10 protein-coding genes are annotated in these 16,529 nt (G+C 37.8%); 2 read left to right on the forward strand and 8 right to left on the reverse strand.

Annotation, left to right across the window (positions count from 1 at the left end):
- Window position 1: 1 nt before the first annotated feature.
- Window positions 2–856 carry a bifunctional methylenetetrahydrofolate dehydrogenase/methenyltetrahydrofolate cyclohydrolase FolD gene (gene folD, locus N7931_RS01670; RefSeq protein WP_262791505.1) on the forward strand — a complete coding sequence of 285 codons (855 nt, stop codon included), beginning with the start codon at window positions 2–4 and terminating at the stop codon, window positions 854–856.
- A gap of 136 nt (window positions 857–992) precedes the next feature.
- Here the strand turns inward: folD and N7931_RS01675 are convergent, their stop codons facing one another.
- The 8 genes from N7931_RS01675 to purU form a co-directional block, all read right to left on the reverse strand.
- Entirely contained in the window at window positions 993–1,772 is a 780-nt protein-coding gene (locus tag N7931_RS01675; RefSeq protein ID WP_262791506.1) for a PhzF family phenazine biosynthesis protein, read from the reverse strand.
- Window positions 1,773–1,891: 119 nt separating this feature from the next.
- Window positions 1,892–2,626 (reverse strand): glutathione peroxidase, encoded by a 735-nt coding sequence (locus tag N7931_RS01680; RefSeq protein ID WP_262791507.1) that lies wholly within the window; start codon window positions 2,624–2,626, stop codon window positions 1,892–1,894.
- 150 nt (window positions 2,627–2,776) lie between these two features.
- The gene (locus tag N7931_RS01685) at window positions 2,777–9,688 is read right to left on the reverse strand and encodes a glycoside hydrolase family 30 protein (protein ID WP_262791508.1); all 6,912 of its coding nucleotides are present in this window, start codon (window positions 9,686–9,688) and stop codon (window positions 2,777–2,779) included.
- 70 nt (window positions 9,689–9,758) lie between these two features.
- On the reverse strand, window positions 9,759–12,548 hold the full coding sequence (gene prsT, locus N7931_RS01690) for an XrtA/PEP-CTERM system TPR-repeat protein PrsT (RefSeq protein ID WP_262791509.1): 2,790 nt from the start codon (window positions 12,546–12,548) through the stop codon (window positions 9,759–9,761).
- A 99-nt stretch (window positions 12,549–12,647) separates the two neighbouring features.
- The gene (gene xdp1, locus N7931_RS01695) at window positions 12,648–13,448 is read right to left on the reverse strand and encodes an exosortase-dependent surface protein XDP1 (RefSeq protein WP_262791510.1); all 801 of its coding nucleotides are present in this window, start codon (window positions 13,446–13,448) and stop codon (window positions 12,648–12,650) included.
- A gap of 209 nt (window positions 13,449–13,657) precedes the next feature.
- Window positions 13,658–14,488, reverse strand: coding sequence for an NAD(P)H-binding protein (locus N7931_RS01700; RefSeq protein ID WP_262791511.1), 831 nt, complete (start codon window positions 14,486–14,488; stop codon window positions 13,658–13,660).
- Window positions 14,478–14,762, reverse strand: a complete 285-nt coding sequence (locus N7931_RS01705) for a putative quinol monooxygenase (protein WP_262791512.1) — start codon at window positions 14,760–14,762, stop codon at window positions 14,478–14,480. Before N7931_RS01705 ends, N7931_RS01700 begins: the two co-directional genes overlap by 11 nt.
- 128 nt (window positions 14,763–14,890) lie before the next feature.
- Complete coding sequence (purU, locus tag N7931_RS01710; RefSeq protein WP_316250557.1) at window positions 14,891–15,742, reverse strand: formyltetrahydrofolate deformylase; 852 nt, start codon at window positions 15,740–15,742, stop codon at window positions 14,891–14,893.
- A gap of 132 nt (window positions 15,743–15,874) precedes the next feature.
- On the opposite strand from purU, the gene ppa reads away from it, so the two are divergent.
- On the forward strand, window positions 15,875–16,408 hold the full coding sequence (gene ppa, locus N7931_RS01715) for an inorganic diphosphatase (protein WP_262791513.1): 534 nt from the start codon (window positions 15,875–15,877) through the stop codon (window positions 16,406–16,408).
- Window positions 16,409–16,529 lie beyond the last annotated feature (121 nt).

Consider the following 16,529-nt stretch of genomic DNA (forward strand, 5'->3'; position numbering starts at 1 on the left):
TATGACAGCACAAATTATTGATGGCAATCAAATCGCCAAAAACATCCGCGCATCGGTTAAAGAATCGGTAGCAAAACGCGTTGAACAAGGTAAAAGAGCACCGGGTTTGGCCGTTGTTTTGGTTGGCGATGATCCGGCATCTCAGGTTTATGTTGGAAAAAAATGTGATGCCTGTAAAGATGTCGGCTTTCATTCAGAAGCTATCTTTTTGCCTTCAAATACAACTCAACAAGCCTTATTAGATAAAATTGACGAGCTTAATAACGACGATGCTATCGACGGTATTTTAGTTCAACTCCCTTTACCAAAAGGATTAGACAGCTCATTAATTATCGAGCGTATTTCGCCAAATAAAGACGTAGATGGTTTTCACCCATATAATATTGGTCGTTTAGCGCAACGCATTCCAACCCTACGCCCTTGTACACCTGCCGGTATTATTACTTTAATTGAAAGCACTGGGTTAGATGTAACAGGTTTGGATGCTGTCATTGTTGGTGCCTCTAATATTGTTGGCCGCCCAATGAGCTTAGAATTATTACTAGCCGGTTGTACCACGACAGTAACACACAGATTTACTAAAAATTTAGAAAGCCACGTACGCCGAGCAGACTTATTAGTAGTTGCAGTTGGTAAACCTGAATTTATTCCGGGTGACTGGATTAAACCAGGGGCAATTTTGATTGATGTAGGTATTAACCGCTTAGAATCTGGCAAACTGGTTGGCGATGTTGAATATGCAGTCGCCGCAGAAAAAGCCAGTTACATCACCCCAGTTCCGGGTGGCGTGGGCCCAATGACAGTGGCCACTTTAATCGCCAATACTTTGCAAGCCTGCGAACAAAACGATCAATAATTCATACCTATACTCAAACTGCTTGGATAGATAATATTCAGCTTAGCCATTAAGTTGGCTAAGCTGAATACACATAATTTTTTAAACTTCACATTAAAACATGACTTAAACAACGTTTTTATCTTCGCTTGTTTTATTAAACCTCAATTTCGCCCTGTAGATATAATACGGCTTGGCCGGATATAAATACTCGATCTCCAGTTAATTCGCATTTAAGTTCTCCACCACGAGCTGATACTTGTTTAGCAAATAATGCTTTTTTTGCTAATCTATTTGTCCAATAAGGCATTAACTGGGTAAAAGCCGAGCCAGTTACAGGATCTTCTTTTATCCCAACTTTAGGCGCAAAAAAGCGGGCTACAAAGTCATACTGCTCAGACGGCGCTGTCACTATCACACCTCGATAAGCTAATTTTTCAAGCTCTGTCACATCGGGGTTAATCGCCATTAGCTCAGCTTCGCTGTCAAATACCGCCAAATAATCTTCTGCGGCTAGGCAAACTTGTGGCGCTTTACCTAAGCCTTTTATTAGTGCATCCGGCAACTCAACTGGTTGAGCTGGCTGAGCCGGAAAATCTAAAGCTAACCAATCTTGATGTTTAGTTACTTTTAGCTCGCCAGATAAAGATGAAAATACAATGGTATCTTGCTGATAGTTTAGCTGATTGAAGATCACAAAAGCCGCAGCTAAAGTAGCATGACCACATAGTTTTACTTCACTTACCGGAGTAAACCAGCGAATTTTAAAAGCTTGATTATCCGCCACAAAAAATACCGTTTCAGATAAGTTATTTTCCTGCGCGATTTGCTGCATTAGCTCATCCGGCAACCAAGTTTTAAGCGGTATAACCGCAGCCGGATTACCCGAAAACACTTGCTGCGCAAATGCATCGACCTGATAAATTTTAAGCTTCACTGATTTTCCTTAGTAAGTTTACAAGTTTAAATTCTGACACAGACAAAAAAGCCAGACAATATGGCTATATTATCTGGCTTAGAATTTAACTCGCTAAACGGTTAGCTGTTTAAAACTACTTATGCATTAGCAAAGTAAGTTTCTAAATCGTCACTACCACCAATGTGTTGGCCATCAATAAATACTTGCGGCACTGTGTCTCGGCCACATACAGCTTGCAAGCTGTTAATACCAATACCTTTACCTAGTGTGATTTCTTCAAACGCGTAGCCTTTTTCTGTTAATAACGCTTTTGCTTTAGCGCAGAAAGGACAACCCGGTTTAGTAAATAAACTCACTGATTTTGGTGCCGTTTCATTTGGGCAAATGTAGTTGAGCATGGTATCTGCGTCAGATACTTCAAACGGGTCACCTTCAACTTGTGGCTCAATAAACATTTTTTCAACTACGCCGTTTTTAACCAGCATAGAATAACGCCAGCTACGTTTACCAAAACCTAAGTCGGCTTTATCAACTAACATGCCCATTTTGTCGGTAAACTCGCCGTTACCATCAGGAATAACTGTAATATTGTCAGCTTCTTGGTCTTTAGCCCAAGCATTCATAACAAACGTATCGTTAACCGACATACAAACAATTTCATCTACACCTTGCTTTTTAAATACATCCGCAAGTTGGTTAAAACGCGGTAAGTGAGTAGACGAACAAGTTGGGGTAAATGCGCCCGGTAAAGAAAACACGATAACGGTACGGTTGTTAAAAATGTCATCGCTTTTAACTTTTTGAAATCCTTCATCTGTTTTAACAACAAACTCAACGCTAGGAACTGTCTGGCCTTCTTTATTTACTAACATCTATCTCTCCATATCACTTAATTAAAATTTGTTTGCGGTAGTAGCTTGACCGCTTAATGTGATACCAGTATTACTCAACAGCTTAAATTGGTAAAACATTTAAAACAGAAAGGCTTTATCGCTTTTTTCGATTCAAGCCTTATTCCTTGTTTAATTTTGATAAACCGACTGATTATTTGCCCTGAAAAATTGAATATCTAATAAACCTGGATGAGATGCTAACCCAATAAATAAAGGGGCTAGCGATAACATATCAATTTGCTGGCTTTGCCAAGCAAGATCATCTGTTTGATAACGCCACGGAATAGAGATTGAATTAATATTGGTCTCTAATATGCCGTCAGCATTATTTTGCCATGCTAATAAATCATCCAGATATTCATTATTGGCAGCAACAAAACCGGCAATGCTTGGTGCATGTGCAACGGTATTAGTATGTAGTGTCAGGCTGTTAAATTCTGCTGTCGGTAAATTTGTATTATCTGTGCCATAACCAAATCCCCAAATATAAGAAGCTTGATTTTGATTTTCCAGCCAATATGTTTTTTCTGCATTGGCCTGACTGGCAAATAACTGACGATAATTTGCTGATGCCAAAACAGGATTAATTAAATAATAATTAAGCTGATGAATCGTTGCAGAAATGCTCTCACCATTTTCATCTGCCGGAATAGGGTAATCATTATAATAATTAAGATTAGCAAGCTCTCCACTGGCGTAATATCTATCCCAGATATTTTTAGCCGGTAGATTGCCAGCTTCTTTCGCCAGCCAAATTAATAACATTTGCTGATTATAAACCCCTTGGGTATTGAGTGTAGTTAGTGCTAAATTACGCTCAATCACCGCAATCCCCTGCTCTGCATTAGCCGTTACACCTTGCCAGTCAACCGAGGCAAATAAGGTATCTACTTTGTCACTCAATTGAGTATTATCAAACGCATGTTTTGCAAATTGAGCACCCGCTAATAAATAAGCCGTTTCCAGTAAGCTATAGTTATCACTTAATGCGCTGCCATCTACGCTGAGTTGTTTAGCAAAAATACCAAACTCATCCCGGGCAGGTTCAAAATCTTCATTGTCGCCTAATAACGCATCTAAAGTGGCATTAGCCAAACTTAATGCACTGGTATTCCACTGCATTTTGTCAGCAATTGATAAACCAACTAAAGCCAACCCGGTTGCCGCTACCGATAACTCACCACGCGAAGTCGGCTGTAAATTCAATTTGCTGGCATATAAACCTGACGGATCTCGCATCGTTTCAACCAGAGTTAAAGCATTTTGCGCAATTAGGCTTGCTTGCTGAATTTGCTGTAAATCGGCAACACCAGAGTTTTCTGAATTCCAGATAAGAGTCATCATAGATTGCGCCGGAATTTGAATTAATGCACTTTGCCCCTGCCAGTTGATATCAGCTTCCTGCAAAATATTGGTTTGATTAGTCACCACCAGCACTATGCTGTTATCAGGGTTTTTAAAGGCTTGAGTCGCCAGTACATCATTAATCTGGCTGGCATCAATTCTATAAGCTTGTGACTGAATAAACCGGCTAAAATGTGCAAATGCATAAAATTCAGCATTTTTGGTAATGTCACCGTTCGATTCTTTAGTTAACAAGGCACGACAATTAGTGCAACCACCTTGCACCGGACCAAAGTTAGAATCCAGAATTAAATTATCCAGCAATACAGAACTAGCACCAGCATTTAAATACGGCATAATCATAGCCGAACTGGTATCGACCAGATATTGACCAAATGTTCGGCCATTATTCTGGTTTCGGCAAGAGGTGATAAACACGTCTCTTGCTCTGGTTAAATTGCTAATTAGACTAATTGCCCGGCTTACATCCGCCGCGCCGTTATTTGCCTGATAACATTGCAAAGCAACACCAAATGCTCGTCCATAAATAAAATCGTTCGCCAGTGCTTGCTGAGTAAACAAGGCTATATCAGCGTCTTGCTGAGTATCATAATCGGTCCAGTTGCCATCCCAAATCCATAAGCTGGGTGATAACTGGCTCGCCGTAAACTGTGGATATAAATTATTTTGGAAAAAGCTTTGGTAATCTGTATTAGCAAAGCTCATCGACGGATAATTGGCCTCTAAATGAGGTTGGTTTTGCAAACTAAAGCTGGCAATTTCAATGCCTGCATTTTGATATTCGGTTAAAGCTTTTGCCAAGTAACTTGCATACTCATCGTAAAATTCAAGCCGTAAACTGCCACCGTTTAATGCATCGTTATCTTTCATCCAGCCCGGCGCACTCCACGAAGCTGCATCCACTTTGATTTCAGTATTCTGCGCTAAAATATCACTCAGCACAGGTAAAAAGTATTCATCATCGGCAGCGGTTGAGAAAAACTCAAGCTCAGGATCGGTTAATCCGGCAGGTCGGTCATTATAACTTTGTGCAGCTCTGGCAACATATTCCCCTAACCCCGACAATGAAATTCTGACCCTGCTTAACCCTGCACCTTGGTTAGGCTCAAATAGCTGGCTAATAATCTCGGCTTTGTCTTCTGATTCAAAAATTAAACTGGCAGAGCTATCCGTTAAACCCGCGCCAAATCCTTTAATTTCCTGATAGCTACTACTGTCACTTACATCAATTTGGTGAGTTGCGGTTCCGGCACTTGCTCTTAGCGTAATTTCGTCTTGTTCAGCCAATAATTGAGTTTGATCCGCAGTTGTTAACCAAACCTGAATTTGGTTGGTTAAGCTTGCATTAACAGTATGAGAAAACGTATCTGACGTTTGGGTTAACTCTCGGCTACTGGCGGTAATAGTAAATAAAGTCTGGCCAACGGTTTCACAAGGCAAACTAAATTCAAATTCGCTTAAGTCGTTATTTTCGTCAAATAAAGCAATTTGTTCGCCCGAACTTAGTAAGTTAACGGTTAAGGTACGTAAATCATTTTCAGCATCATCAGCAATATCAATCGCATAAACAATGGCTTCTTCACCTATAGTACAGCTTGACGATACTGTGGACGGTATCGCTAATGTATCTGTATGTATTTGGCTGATTTCATAAAGTTGAGTAGTTTGGGCAACACCATCGTCAGCAAAACCTTGAATTAACAAGCCTGCTCCACCCCGATTAGACGTGCTGATAAAACCACACTGTTGGGTATTTAAACTGAGCGTACGGGTTGGTTCATTGGTAAATTGATAAATCGCCCGATAACTAATTTCATCGTTGTCTGAATCGGTTGCCGATAAACAAACTTGTAATGTTTGCCCGTCTCTAACCTGACCTGAAACAAGTTCGGCGTCAACTAACTCAATATCTAATTGAGGTTTTGCATTTAGCGTATTATCAATAACATGACTATACACTATAGAATTTTGAGTTAAACCACGACTGGTTGTACGAATAATAAAATCAATCGCGTCAATTTCATCACAAGGTAAAGTAAAATTACCGGCGGTAATTTGCCCTAGTTCAACTAGAATTTCGCCACTGTTGGCGTCAATAACATCTAACGCATAAGAATCACCCTCAATGTCGGCTGCGATTCGGGCAATAAAATGACTGCTTTGCTCACCAACCCGACAACTGCCACTGTTACTAATGGCAGTTTGAATGGTATCTTTATGGATTGTGCCTAAATTTCTTTCCTGATTGCCTGTCGCGGTTCCGTCGCTGGCAAATCCCTGAATCACTAAGCTTTGACCGCCACGGTTAGTTAAATCAATCGTGCCACATTGGTTAGTTAACGCGACAGATTGCAGGGTTTGATTATCAAACCGATAATAAAGTTGAACATTTAACTGATCGGCTGGTGTCTCAGCATCATTAACCTGAGCACAAACTTCAATATTTTGTCTATCCCGAATTGCACTGCCAACATACTCAATATCTGCTGTGTTTAAGGTTAAGTTAATGGTTGGCCGAGTATTCACCGTATTGCTAACTAAATGCTGATAAACAACTGAACGGGTTGATAACCCTCTTGAGCGGGTTTCAATATAAAAATCTGTTGTGCCGGCAGTATTACACCCTAAAACAAAGCTGCGGTTTGTGCCTAAATCCTGTAATAAAACATTATCGCTTCGGTAAACAGCCAAAGTTTGTGCATCGCCTTCGGTATCATCATTGAGTGTAATTTGGTAATTACGCGCAGTATCGCCAATTTGACAGCTCTGGCTACCTGTGTAAGCAAACTGCACTGTATCCTGATGAATTTCAAAAGGTTGTGTTATCGTCGTTGTATCCTGACCATCATGAGCACTTAGCGTTAAATTTAAATTTTTATTGCCTGCTCCAAAAGTAGAAATTTGGCCGCAAAAATTATTTAAACTGATATTTTGTTCTGCCTGACCATCAACCTGATATTGAGCGCTCAGTGTTAAGTTATCATTGTCGGCATCGGTTGCCGTTAAACAAATCTCAAAGGTTTGATTATCTCTTAACTTGTCATTGATATAGCTTTCATTTGCAAAAGCATAACTCAACTCTGGCACAGTATTGATTGGTGCTAATACCTGATGCTGATAAATTAACGAGGTACTGGTTAAGCCTCGGCTTTTATTTTGAATATAAAAACTTTGACTATTTGCTAGTGCCTGACAAGATAAGCTAAAGCCACCTGTCCCATCAGTTTGAATGGCTGAGGCAATTTCAGTATTAGACGGGTATTCAAATACCGTCAGCGCCTGATTATCGCCTTGTGGATCTGGCTCAATGTTAATTGGATACGATAAATTACTACTGCCTAAAGTACATGATCCTGACTGGCTGGATGGCGTATTAATTTGATCCTGATGGATAATGCCTTTGTTTTCAGCTAAATCCTTTTTAGTAACACCATCGCTGGCTTCTAAAATAATAGTTAAATTTTGATTGCCTTTATAATAAGTTGAAAATTGCATGCAATTTTCGGCATCTAACGCAACCGCAATTTCAGTTGAAAGATTTGTATTGGTTAGGTGATCAAATTTAATTGTGCCAGTAATATTAACCGCTTCACCTTCTGGGTCTTGCGATTCAATACACAATTTTAAATTATCATTATCTCTAAATGCGCCATCAATTTTATCTACACCACTTGATTCTTCAGCTGTTGAGGCAAGCACCTCAAGCGTATAAGTTAAACTTGGCTGTTCATTTGCTTTTTCACTAACTGTATGTAAATAAACCGGAGATAAAGCCACTAACTCCCGACTTTCATTTTTTATCTGAAATGCAAGGCTTTGTGCCTGCTGACAACTTAACGTAAATTGCCCTGAAGTCACGGTACCTAAAGTTTTAATAACAGCTTGCGTATCGGCATTAATCACGGTTAGTTGATGGCTATCGCCTTCAGCATCAGGATTCACATTAACGGTGTAAGTTAAATCCTGTTCACCAGCAATACAAGCCTGGCTTTGAGTTCTGGCAAACTGAATAGTATCGGTATGAATACGACCTAAACTTTGCTGTTTTTCAATGCTTGTTTGGCCGTCGTTGACCGTTGCGATTAATTTAATTTGTTGCCCGCCACGCCCTTCTGTACTGATTTGTCCGCAGTTATTAGTCAAATTTAAAGCTTGGGCAGTTAAATTCTCCCATTGAAATAACACCTCAGAACTTAAACTGTCGCCATCAGCATCGGATGTTTCAATACATACATCTAAAGTTTGATTATCGCGATAAACTATATTTTGGTTTTGAGTTAATACATCGCCCTGAATTGTAAAGTTAAGTTCTGGTAATTGGTTTACCTGACTGGTTACCGAGTGAGTATAAGTTTGGCTGCTAATACTTTTGCCACGACTTTGAGTTAATAACTGATAACGAGTTGTGCCTAATTGCTGGCACGAAAAAGTTAAGTTAGCTGAGGTGACTTGCCCTAATTCGCGTAATACCGTGTTATTGGCCGCATTATCAGCCAGTTGAATAACACTAACAGAGTAAGTATCAAACTCAGTATCAGGTGTTACGGTAACAGCCACCGTTTTATCCGAGCTCCCTAATTGGCAACTTGAATTAACCGTTTGTCCAACCGGTAATGAATCTGGATAAATCGTTCCTAAATCTAAATTAACTTGTGTATTGTCTGTGCCGTCTGAGGCTGTTGCAATTAAACTTAATGCCTGTCCGGCAAAATTATCTGTATTGAGAGTATGACAATTATCAATTAAAGCTAAGTTTTGTAATCCGGCGCCGGTTTGAGCCGCCAAATTAAGCGTTAAAGCATCGTTATTTTGGTCGCTTGCGTTTAAACAAATTTCAATAGCTTGTCCGTCACGAATTAAATTTTGATAACGGCTAATGCTGGCAGGCAAAGGCGCAAAACTTAATTCGGGTGCAATATTAATTTCAGGATCAGCCTCCAATTTAATCTGAATACTGCCCGGAGCTAAAGACTGAGCATTAAAGCTATCGATACAAACAGCGTTAATCACATCATTATTGGCAAACTTATTTCGTGCTAGCTGAATAGTTGCACCAGATTGCTGCTCAACCAAATATTGATTATTTTTGCGTAGTACAACTTTACTTGAGTCCTGTTCAGCATCGACACAAGTAGGTAATTTAAAACTGAGTTGAGTTGTTGCAAAATCAGCAGGATCTACATAATAAATACGGTCATTGGCAAAATCACCGGCATCTAGCAAGCTAATGGTATTTTGTTGCAGGGTAAAAGATAAATTATCAGTAAGGCTGGTATTTTGCTGATATTGCATTAATCCGCGGATTAACACGGCACCACTAAACTGGTTAACTGGTAAAACAAAGCTCAGATTATTAGTAGTTAAATTTTGCCATGAATTACCAGAGTCAGTTGAAACCTGCCCAACAAAGCTGGCGTCAGAAACTTGACCCTGAGTTAACTGCATTTGAAAACTCAAATCGCATTGTGCAAAGTTTCGCAGAACCTGACCGTCAAATTCACATTCGTCAGGTAAATTATTAGCTGATAATACTAGATTATTTGCTAATACTGGAGTGACACCTGAGTTACCAGAGTTATCCCCATCACCTTGATCGCTGTCACCACCTGAGCCACCACAAGCAAAAAGTGTTGTTAAAACAAGGCTATAAAATAATGAATGAATTAAACGAGACAAAATTAAGCTCCAAACCTGCCACTGCCAATTTTTTGGTTAGGCTAGTTCAGAGTCAATATTTATGCCAGTTTTACTGATTTAATAACTGCCGTACTAATTCTTCCTCTGAAAATGTTTGATTCAGCGCCAATGCCTGCTTTAAGTAAGTTTTAGCTTCTTGTTTACGTTCAAGCTGATACAAGGCGTATCCTATATGATACAAATTACTTGGATTAGCAGAATTAATAGTATGTGCATTACGCAATAACTGTAAACCTTCTGTCATTTTTGTTTGCTTAACCAAAATCCAACCTTTGGTATCTAAAGCGTAAGGGTTATTTGGTTCTAATGTTAAGGCTTGCTCTACTTTTTGTAGTGCATTGTTGAGATCACTCTCCATGTAAATCACGGCTAGATTATTCAAAATGGCAACTGTTTGAAAATCATCATTTTGATTTAAGATAAACTCATAATGATATTTAGCTTTTTCTAGTTGTTGATGATTCAAATAAAAATCAGCCATCAATTTTTGCTTAATTAAATTATTTGGATCTTTTTGAATTAACGATTGCATAAAATTTTCAAATGGAGCGGCATACTGATGATGGCTTGCAAGTTGATACAGCTTAAATAATGGCTGCAAAAAGCCATTATTTAACTCAACAGACTCTTTATATAATTTAAATGCGGCCTCAAAATCCTGCTGAGCTAACTTTAGATCGGCTTGTAATAACCTGACGTTTTCTTCTTTCTGGTACTGTTTAGCCAAACTGATTATAAGTTTATCTGCTTTTTCTAACTGACGAGTGTTTAAATATAAACGAGCAAGTTCTAGTTTATAAATAAGTGTGTTTGAATCTAATTCGATTGCCCTTACAAAACTTTTTTGTGCATATTCAGCATCACCTGCCGCAACTTGCAATTTAGCAATTTCAAACTGTCTGAAAGCCGATGATAATGACATCCCAACTAATATTCTAAGTTGCTCTTTGGCTTCGCTTGTTTGATTAAGAGCCAATAAAATTTTAGCTTTTTTCACTAATACTTGGTAATTAAGCGGTTTTAATTTATCTAACTGGTTAATCGTATTCAGCGCTTTATCATAAGCTTGGTTTTGAATATGTAAATCGGTTAATAAATTAATTGCATCTGTCGCCGTTGAATTATTTAAAATAATAGATTCTAATTTTTCAATGGCTATTGCTGTTTTCTGTAACCTGACTAAATTTAAAGCCATTAAAAAGTTGGTTTGATAGTGTTTTGGCTGTTGTATTAATAATTGCTTTAGAACAGTATCGGCTTGAACATTTTCCCCAGTTTCATACAGCACACTAGCTTGATTAAACTGAGCCGCAAAGTTCTTAGGCTCTACGGTTAATATTTTTTTCAGCAGCAATTCTGCTGCTTGATATTGTTTTAGCTTAATCAATATTCCAGACTTTAAACTTAAATAATCAATATTATCGGGAGATTGTTGTAAAAGCTGTTCTACCAATTCCAAACTGTGTTGGTATGCTTTATTTTGTAATAGTAAAACAGCTTTTGTATACAAATTTGGATTGATCGTATTTGTTTCAATATTGTTTTCAATTGATGTTAGGATAAGGTTAGCTTGCTCTGGTTTTCCGCGAGCCATTGCCAATTTAGCCGATAATAATTTAATCGTATCGTTATCTGGGTAAGTATCGATTAATAAAGAAATCCAATAATCGGCTTTATGATAAGCCCCTTGAGTAAGATAAAGTTCCGCTAACTGATTTGCTTTATTAACATCATGAATTAATAAATTCTCATGCTCAGATAACAGCTTCATAGCAGCATTGGCTTGGTCTAGTTGTATAAATGTATTCGCCATTAAAGAAATAGCAGTTAAGTTTTGCGGATCATCTTTTAAATAATTTTGAAGCGATTTACTTGTAGACTCATAATCTCCCTGCCCGTACGATACAATTCCTGAAACTAATTTTAGTTGAGGCAATTCGTCAAATTGTATTTGGGGTAACAAGGATAGCTTACTTAATAATTCAGTTTCTAAAGCTTGAGCTTGTTCAAACTGCTTTTCAGCTCTTAACAAACTAATTTGTAGCAGAAGTGCATTCGGGTCATCTGGCGTATTTTGTAAAACTTGTGCTAATAATGGTTTAGCTTTTTCGATTTGTTCACTTTTAATATAAGCACCAATTAAAGAGCGTACAATCACAGGGTCATCAGGATTAACCTGATAACCTTGTTCAAATGAGCTAAGCGCTTTTTCTGGTTGCTTTTCGATTTGAGCAACCCGCCCAATTAAATGCCAAGTTGTAGAGTTATTTAACTGAATACTTTTTGATAATTCAATAAGTTGCTTAGCTTCAGTCACTCGCTCACGAATTAAATGTAGTGAGGCATAACCATTCAACACAGCAACATTATTTGGTGAGTTTAACAATAATTGTTTATATAGCTCATCAGCTTTAACATATTGCTTTAAATTAACTAATGCAGAAGCTTTAATTTTTTGCCAGCCAAGTAAATTGTGTGGCGTTAACCGCCAATTATCTGCAAGGTGTATGATTTTATCTGGTTCACGATTAAACAAATATGCATAAGACAAATGAATAACCACTAAATTTGGATCAGCTCCCAGTGCTAAACACTCATTAAAGGTGTCAATAGCATGGCTATAATTGTGAGTTTCTAATAACAAACGAGCATATAATAATTTACCGGTTAAATTTTCTGGATTTTTCTGCAGTACATTTTTCAGGTGAATATAAGCCTCATCATACTTCTGTTGATGGAATGCGGCTAAAGCATCTTCATAATCCTGATTATCAGCCTGGGCAAATACAACCGTTGGCGTACATAGCGACAATAACAAAAGTGATCCAGCTAAACGCATAATATCCCTTAAAATAAATAGCTCTTAAATTTTTATAACCGTATTATACGAAAAAAGGTGGCATAGCCACCTTTTAAATCATAATTTATTATAGTTAGTTTATAAAAGTCGCTTTTGACGAGCAAATAAACCTATCAGGCCTGCTAACAACAGCATAATGCTAGCTGGTTCAGGTACTGGCGTTGGCTTATTAGAGGTAGATGTAGAAGTTGTAATACCAGCTATTTTCACTGCATCTACATGATCAAAACAGTCGTTTAAGGTTTCAAAAACATTGTTATAAGCCCCTACCAACCAATATTGACTTTCAATACCATTAGTTTCAGTACTAACATCTATAGTCTGGTTACCTATAGTGCCTGAAAAAGACCAAGTATTTGTAGCAGCATTAGCAACTGATTGCCATGTTTCACCTGCCAGAGTAGGTAAATCATTAAAAGTCGCTAACGATATATCCCCATCCGGAAAAGCCCAACCTAAAACAATTTCAGAAATATTAACAGCTTGGGAAAACGATAATAAAATCATGTCGTAATCTAAAAAATTATCAACCGTATGCTCTAATGCAGATTCATCTTTATTATATGTAAGCAAACCATAATTGTTGGAATCTATTTTTGCTTCTTCAATATATTCAGTGGTGGATGAACTAGTAATACAAGGAAAAGTAAAAAACATAAATCTACACTTTCCCCATACATCGGTTGTTACCTCATTGGTATCAGCCCAGGCTGTTGCAGCCAAATCGACACCATTATTATCGTTATAATTCAACTCATTACCGTATGTGTTGCCATTGATATCGAAGTTATTTGTATCTGTAAAATCCCATGTCTGAGTTGCAGCGATAGCCATATTTGCCGACAGGCTAAGAGCTAGACCTAAAAGAAACTTTTTCATAAATCCATCCATTCTCTGTTTATGAGTTAATATTTTCAGCATAAATTTGAACGACATTTCTAAAAATTAATAGTATTAAACTTATTGGTACAAACCTTAAGCAAAAATAACGCCACAAATAAAATATTCAATTAAAATAAGTGGCTATCTATTAAAGTCCGGAAACACAAGATCTCAGTGTAAATTTTACTGACAGTTTAATCAGTTAATTAGCATGATTTTAGCGCATTTATTGCATTTTTAAACTTAAATTGATAACCAAGTTTAATCAGCTTTTCGCAATTAATATGCTTGCCCTTTTGTTTATCTAACTTAGGAAATAAATTTAATATTTGACCATCTATTTTTATAGCTTGTTTATAAAAATCAGCTTTTGAAACCCGCTCTGGGCTACTAATATTAATGATTTCGTTTTTAACCGCTTTATCGATTAAAAAACTAATCGCTTTTATCGCATCATCCAAGTGCAGCATATTGGCTGGTGCTTGCTGGCTTAATGTTTTCATGTGTTTAATAAATCTGGCAGGGTGGCGATCTGGGCCAAATAAACCAGCTAAGCGCACAATAATATAATCGCCATTAAAGTCGGTTGTTAACAAATTCTCAGCCTGCAATAAAATATCTGCTTTCTCATTATGGGCTGTAGCATCTGTTTCCAGCATTAATTTATCTTGCTCAGGGTAAACACTGGTTGAACTGGTCATAATGATTTTTTTTACCCCAGCTAAATTCGCTTGTGTAGTAATTTGCCGCCACTTTAATAAATAATCTTGACCTTTATTAACTTGTCTAAAACCGGGCGGGATTGTCACAATTAAAATATCTGCATTAAATATCCGGTGAGCAACAGACTGATTATCTGTAAAGTTTTCTCCTAGTTCAAATACGGAACAAGGAACAAATTGGCTGTTAATTTGATCACAGCCAGCTTGAGAGCTACGAGTTGTATGTACATTGTAGCCTTGGGTTAATAAGTGCTGTGCCAGTGGCAAACCTAACCAGCCAGCACCTAAAATAGAAATATTTAAATTAGCAGGCATACCAACAACGAACCTTTTTGCTGATAACCCAGTTTTTCACAGCATTGCTGAAAGTTAAAAAATGCTGGCTTTCCAAATGCTGCTGAAAAGCTTGTTCATCATCATAAGATTCGTAAAAGAAAAAATGAGTAGGGGTTTCGTGACTTTGGCTAACTTCAAACTGATGACAAGCCTCTTCGTGGTGAAGAGATGAGTCTGCATTTTCCAGCGCGGCGTCTAAAAACGGCAATAAATATGCTGAGTGAATCACAAACTCAACCGTAACTATATACATATAATTTTTCCATATTCCATAATAATACTTATAGCCATTTAGTCAGAATAACTAAATAGATATAAACTTTTATTATAGATGACTAATTGCAGATAAAGTTCACTTGAAAACAAAAAGTAAAATAAATGTTAATCAAACACAATAGTTTTATTGCCATTGATGATTACTCTATCTTCAATATGGTTACGTAAACCGCGAGCTAGTGCTTGTTTTTCGCATTCTTTCCCTTTGCGAACCATATCATCGACAGAATCTCTGTGGCTAATTCTAATAATTTCCTGATCAATAATAGGCCCTGCATCTAAATCCCCGGTCACATAATGGCAAGTTGCACCAATCAGTTTAACACCACGCTCGTGCGCCTGATGGTAAGGTTTGGCACCCGCAAAAGACGGTAAAAAACTATGATGAATATTAATAACCTGACCTGCGAATTCACGACACATCGCATCTGGGAAAATCTGCATAAAGCGCGCCAGTACAATTGTGTCGGCATTATATTCATGTAATAAAGATCTAACTTGCTCAAAAGATTCAGCTTTGCTCTCTTTTGAAAAAGGAACATGATGATAAGGAATGCCATGCCATTGCACCATTTGGCGCAAATGCTCATGGTTGGCGATCACAGCTACGATATTACAATCGAGTTCACCACTGTGCCATCTATGTAATAAATCGGCCAAACAATGAGATTCCCGGCTAGCCATCAACACGACATTTTGTTTATGAGATGAATCAACAATTTTCCAGTTCATTTCAAATTGCTGGGCGAGTGGTGAAAATTCTTGCTTAAATTGCGCTAAAGACAAAGCAAATGACTCAGCTTCAATCTCATTTCGCATAAAAAAGCGATTTGCCTGATTATCTTTATGATGATTCGCTTCCACAATAGAAGCCTGATGATCTGCTAAAAATTGGCTCACAGCCGAAACAATCCCGACTTTATCAGGACAATCAATCACTAAACGGTAGCTTTTCATTATTTTTATACCAAAAAAACGAGTTCTAATGAGGCGAGGTTATCAAAGAATGAGTAAATTTACTCGCCATTTCAGTTATGAGTCTTATAATATGGCCAAATTTGCTAAATCAAACCTCTAAAAGGAAGGAAAATGAGTTTATCTAACGTACCTGCGGGTAAAAACTTACCAGAAGAAGTTAACGTAATTATTGAAATTCCGGCGAATGCGGACCCAATCAAATACGAAGTAGACAAAGACACTGGCACAGTTTGGGTAGACCGCTTTATGGCAACCCCAATGTTTTATCCTTGTAACTACGGCTTTGTAAACGATACTTTATCGTTAGACGGTGATCCGGTTGACGTTTTAGTCCCTACTCCGTATCCGTTAGTACCGGGTGCTGTTATTAAGTGCCGTCCTGTTGGCGTTTTAAAAATGACTGATGAGTCGGGTGAAGACGCTAAAGTTGTTGCTGTACCGGTTAGTAAATTAACTAAAATTTACGATCACGTACAAGACGTAAACGACTTAGATGAATTATTAAAAGCACAAATCACTCATTTCTTTGAGCGTTACAAAGAGCTTGAGAAAGGCAAGTGGGTTAAAGTTGACGGTTGGGAAGACGCTGCCGCAGCTAAAAAAGAAATTGTTGATTCTTTTGAGCGTGCAAAAGCTGCAAAATAATTTAGCTTTATACAGTTATTAACCCCAATTCAGGTTAGATAACTAAACCAATTTGAAAAGGCGATTTATCGCCTTTTCTTTTATCTGCAACTTTATTCGCCATTTCCCTTAATTTAGAAAC

The organism is Catenovulum sp. 2E275 (assembly GCF_025515275.1).
Classification (GTDB): Bacteria; Pseudomonadota; Gammaproteobacteria; order Enterobacterales; family Alteromonadaceae; genus Catenovulum.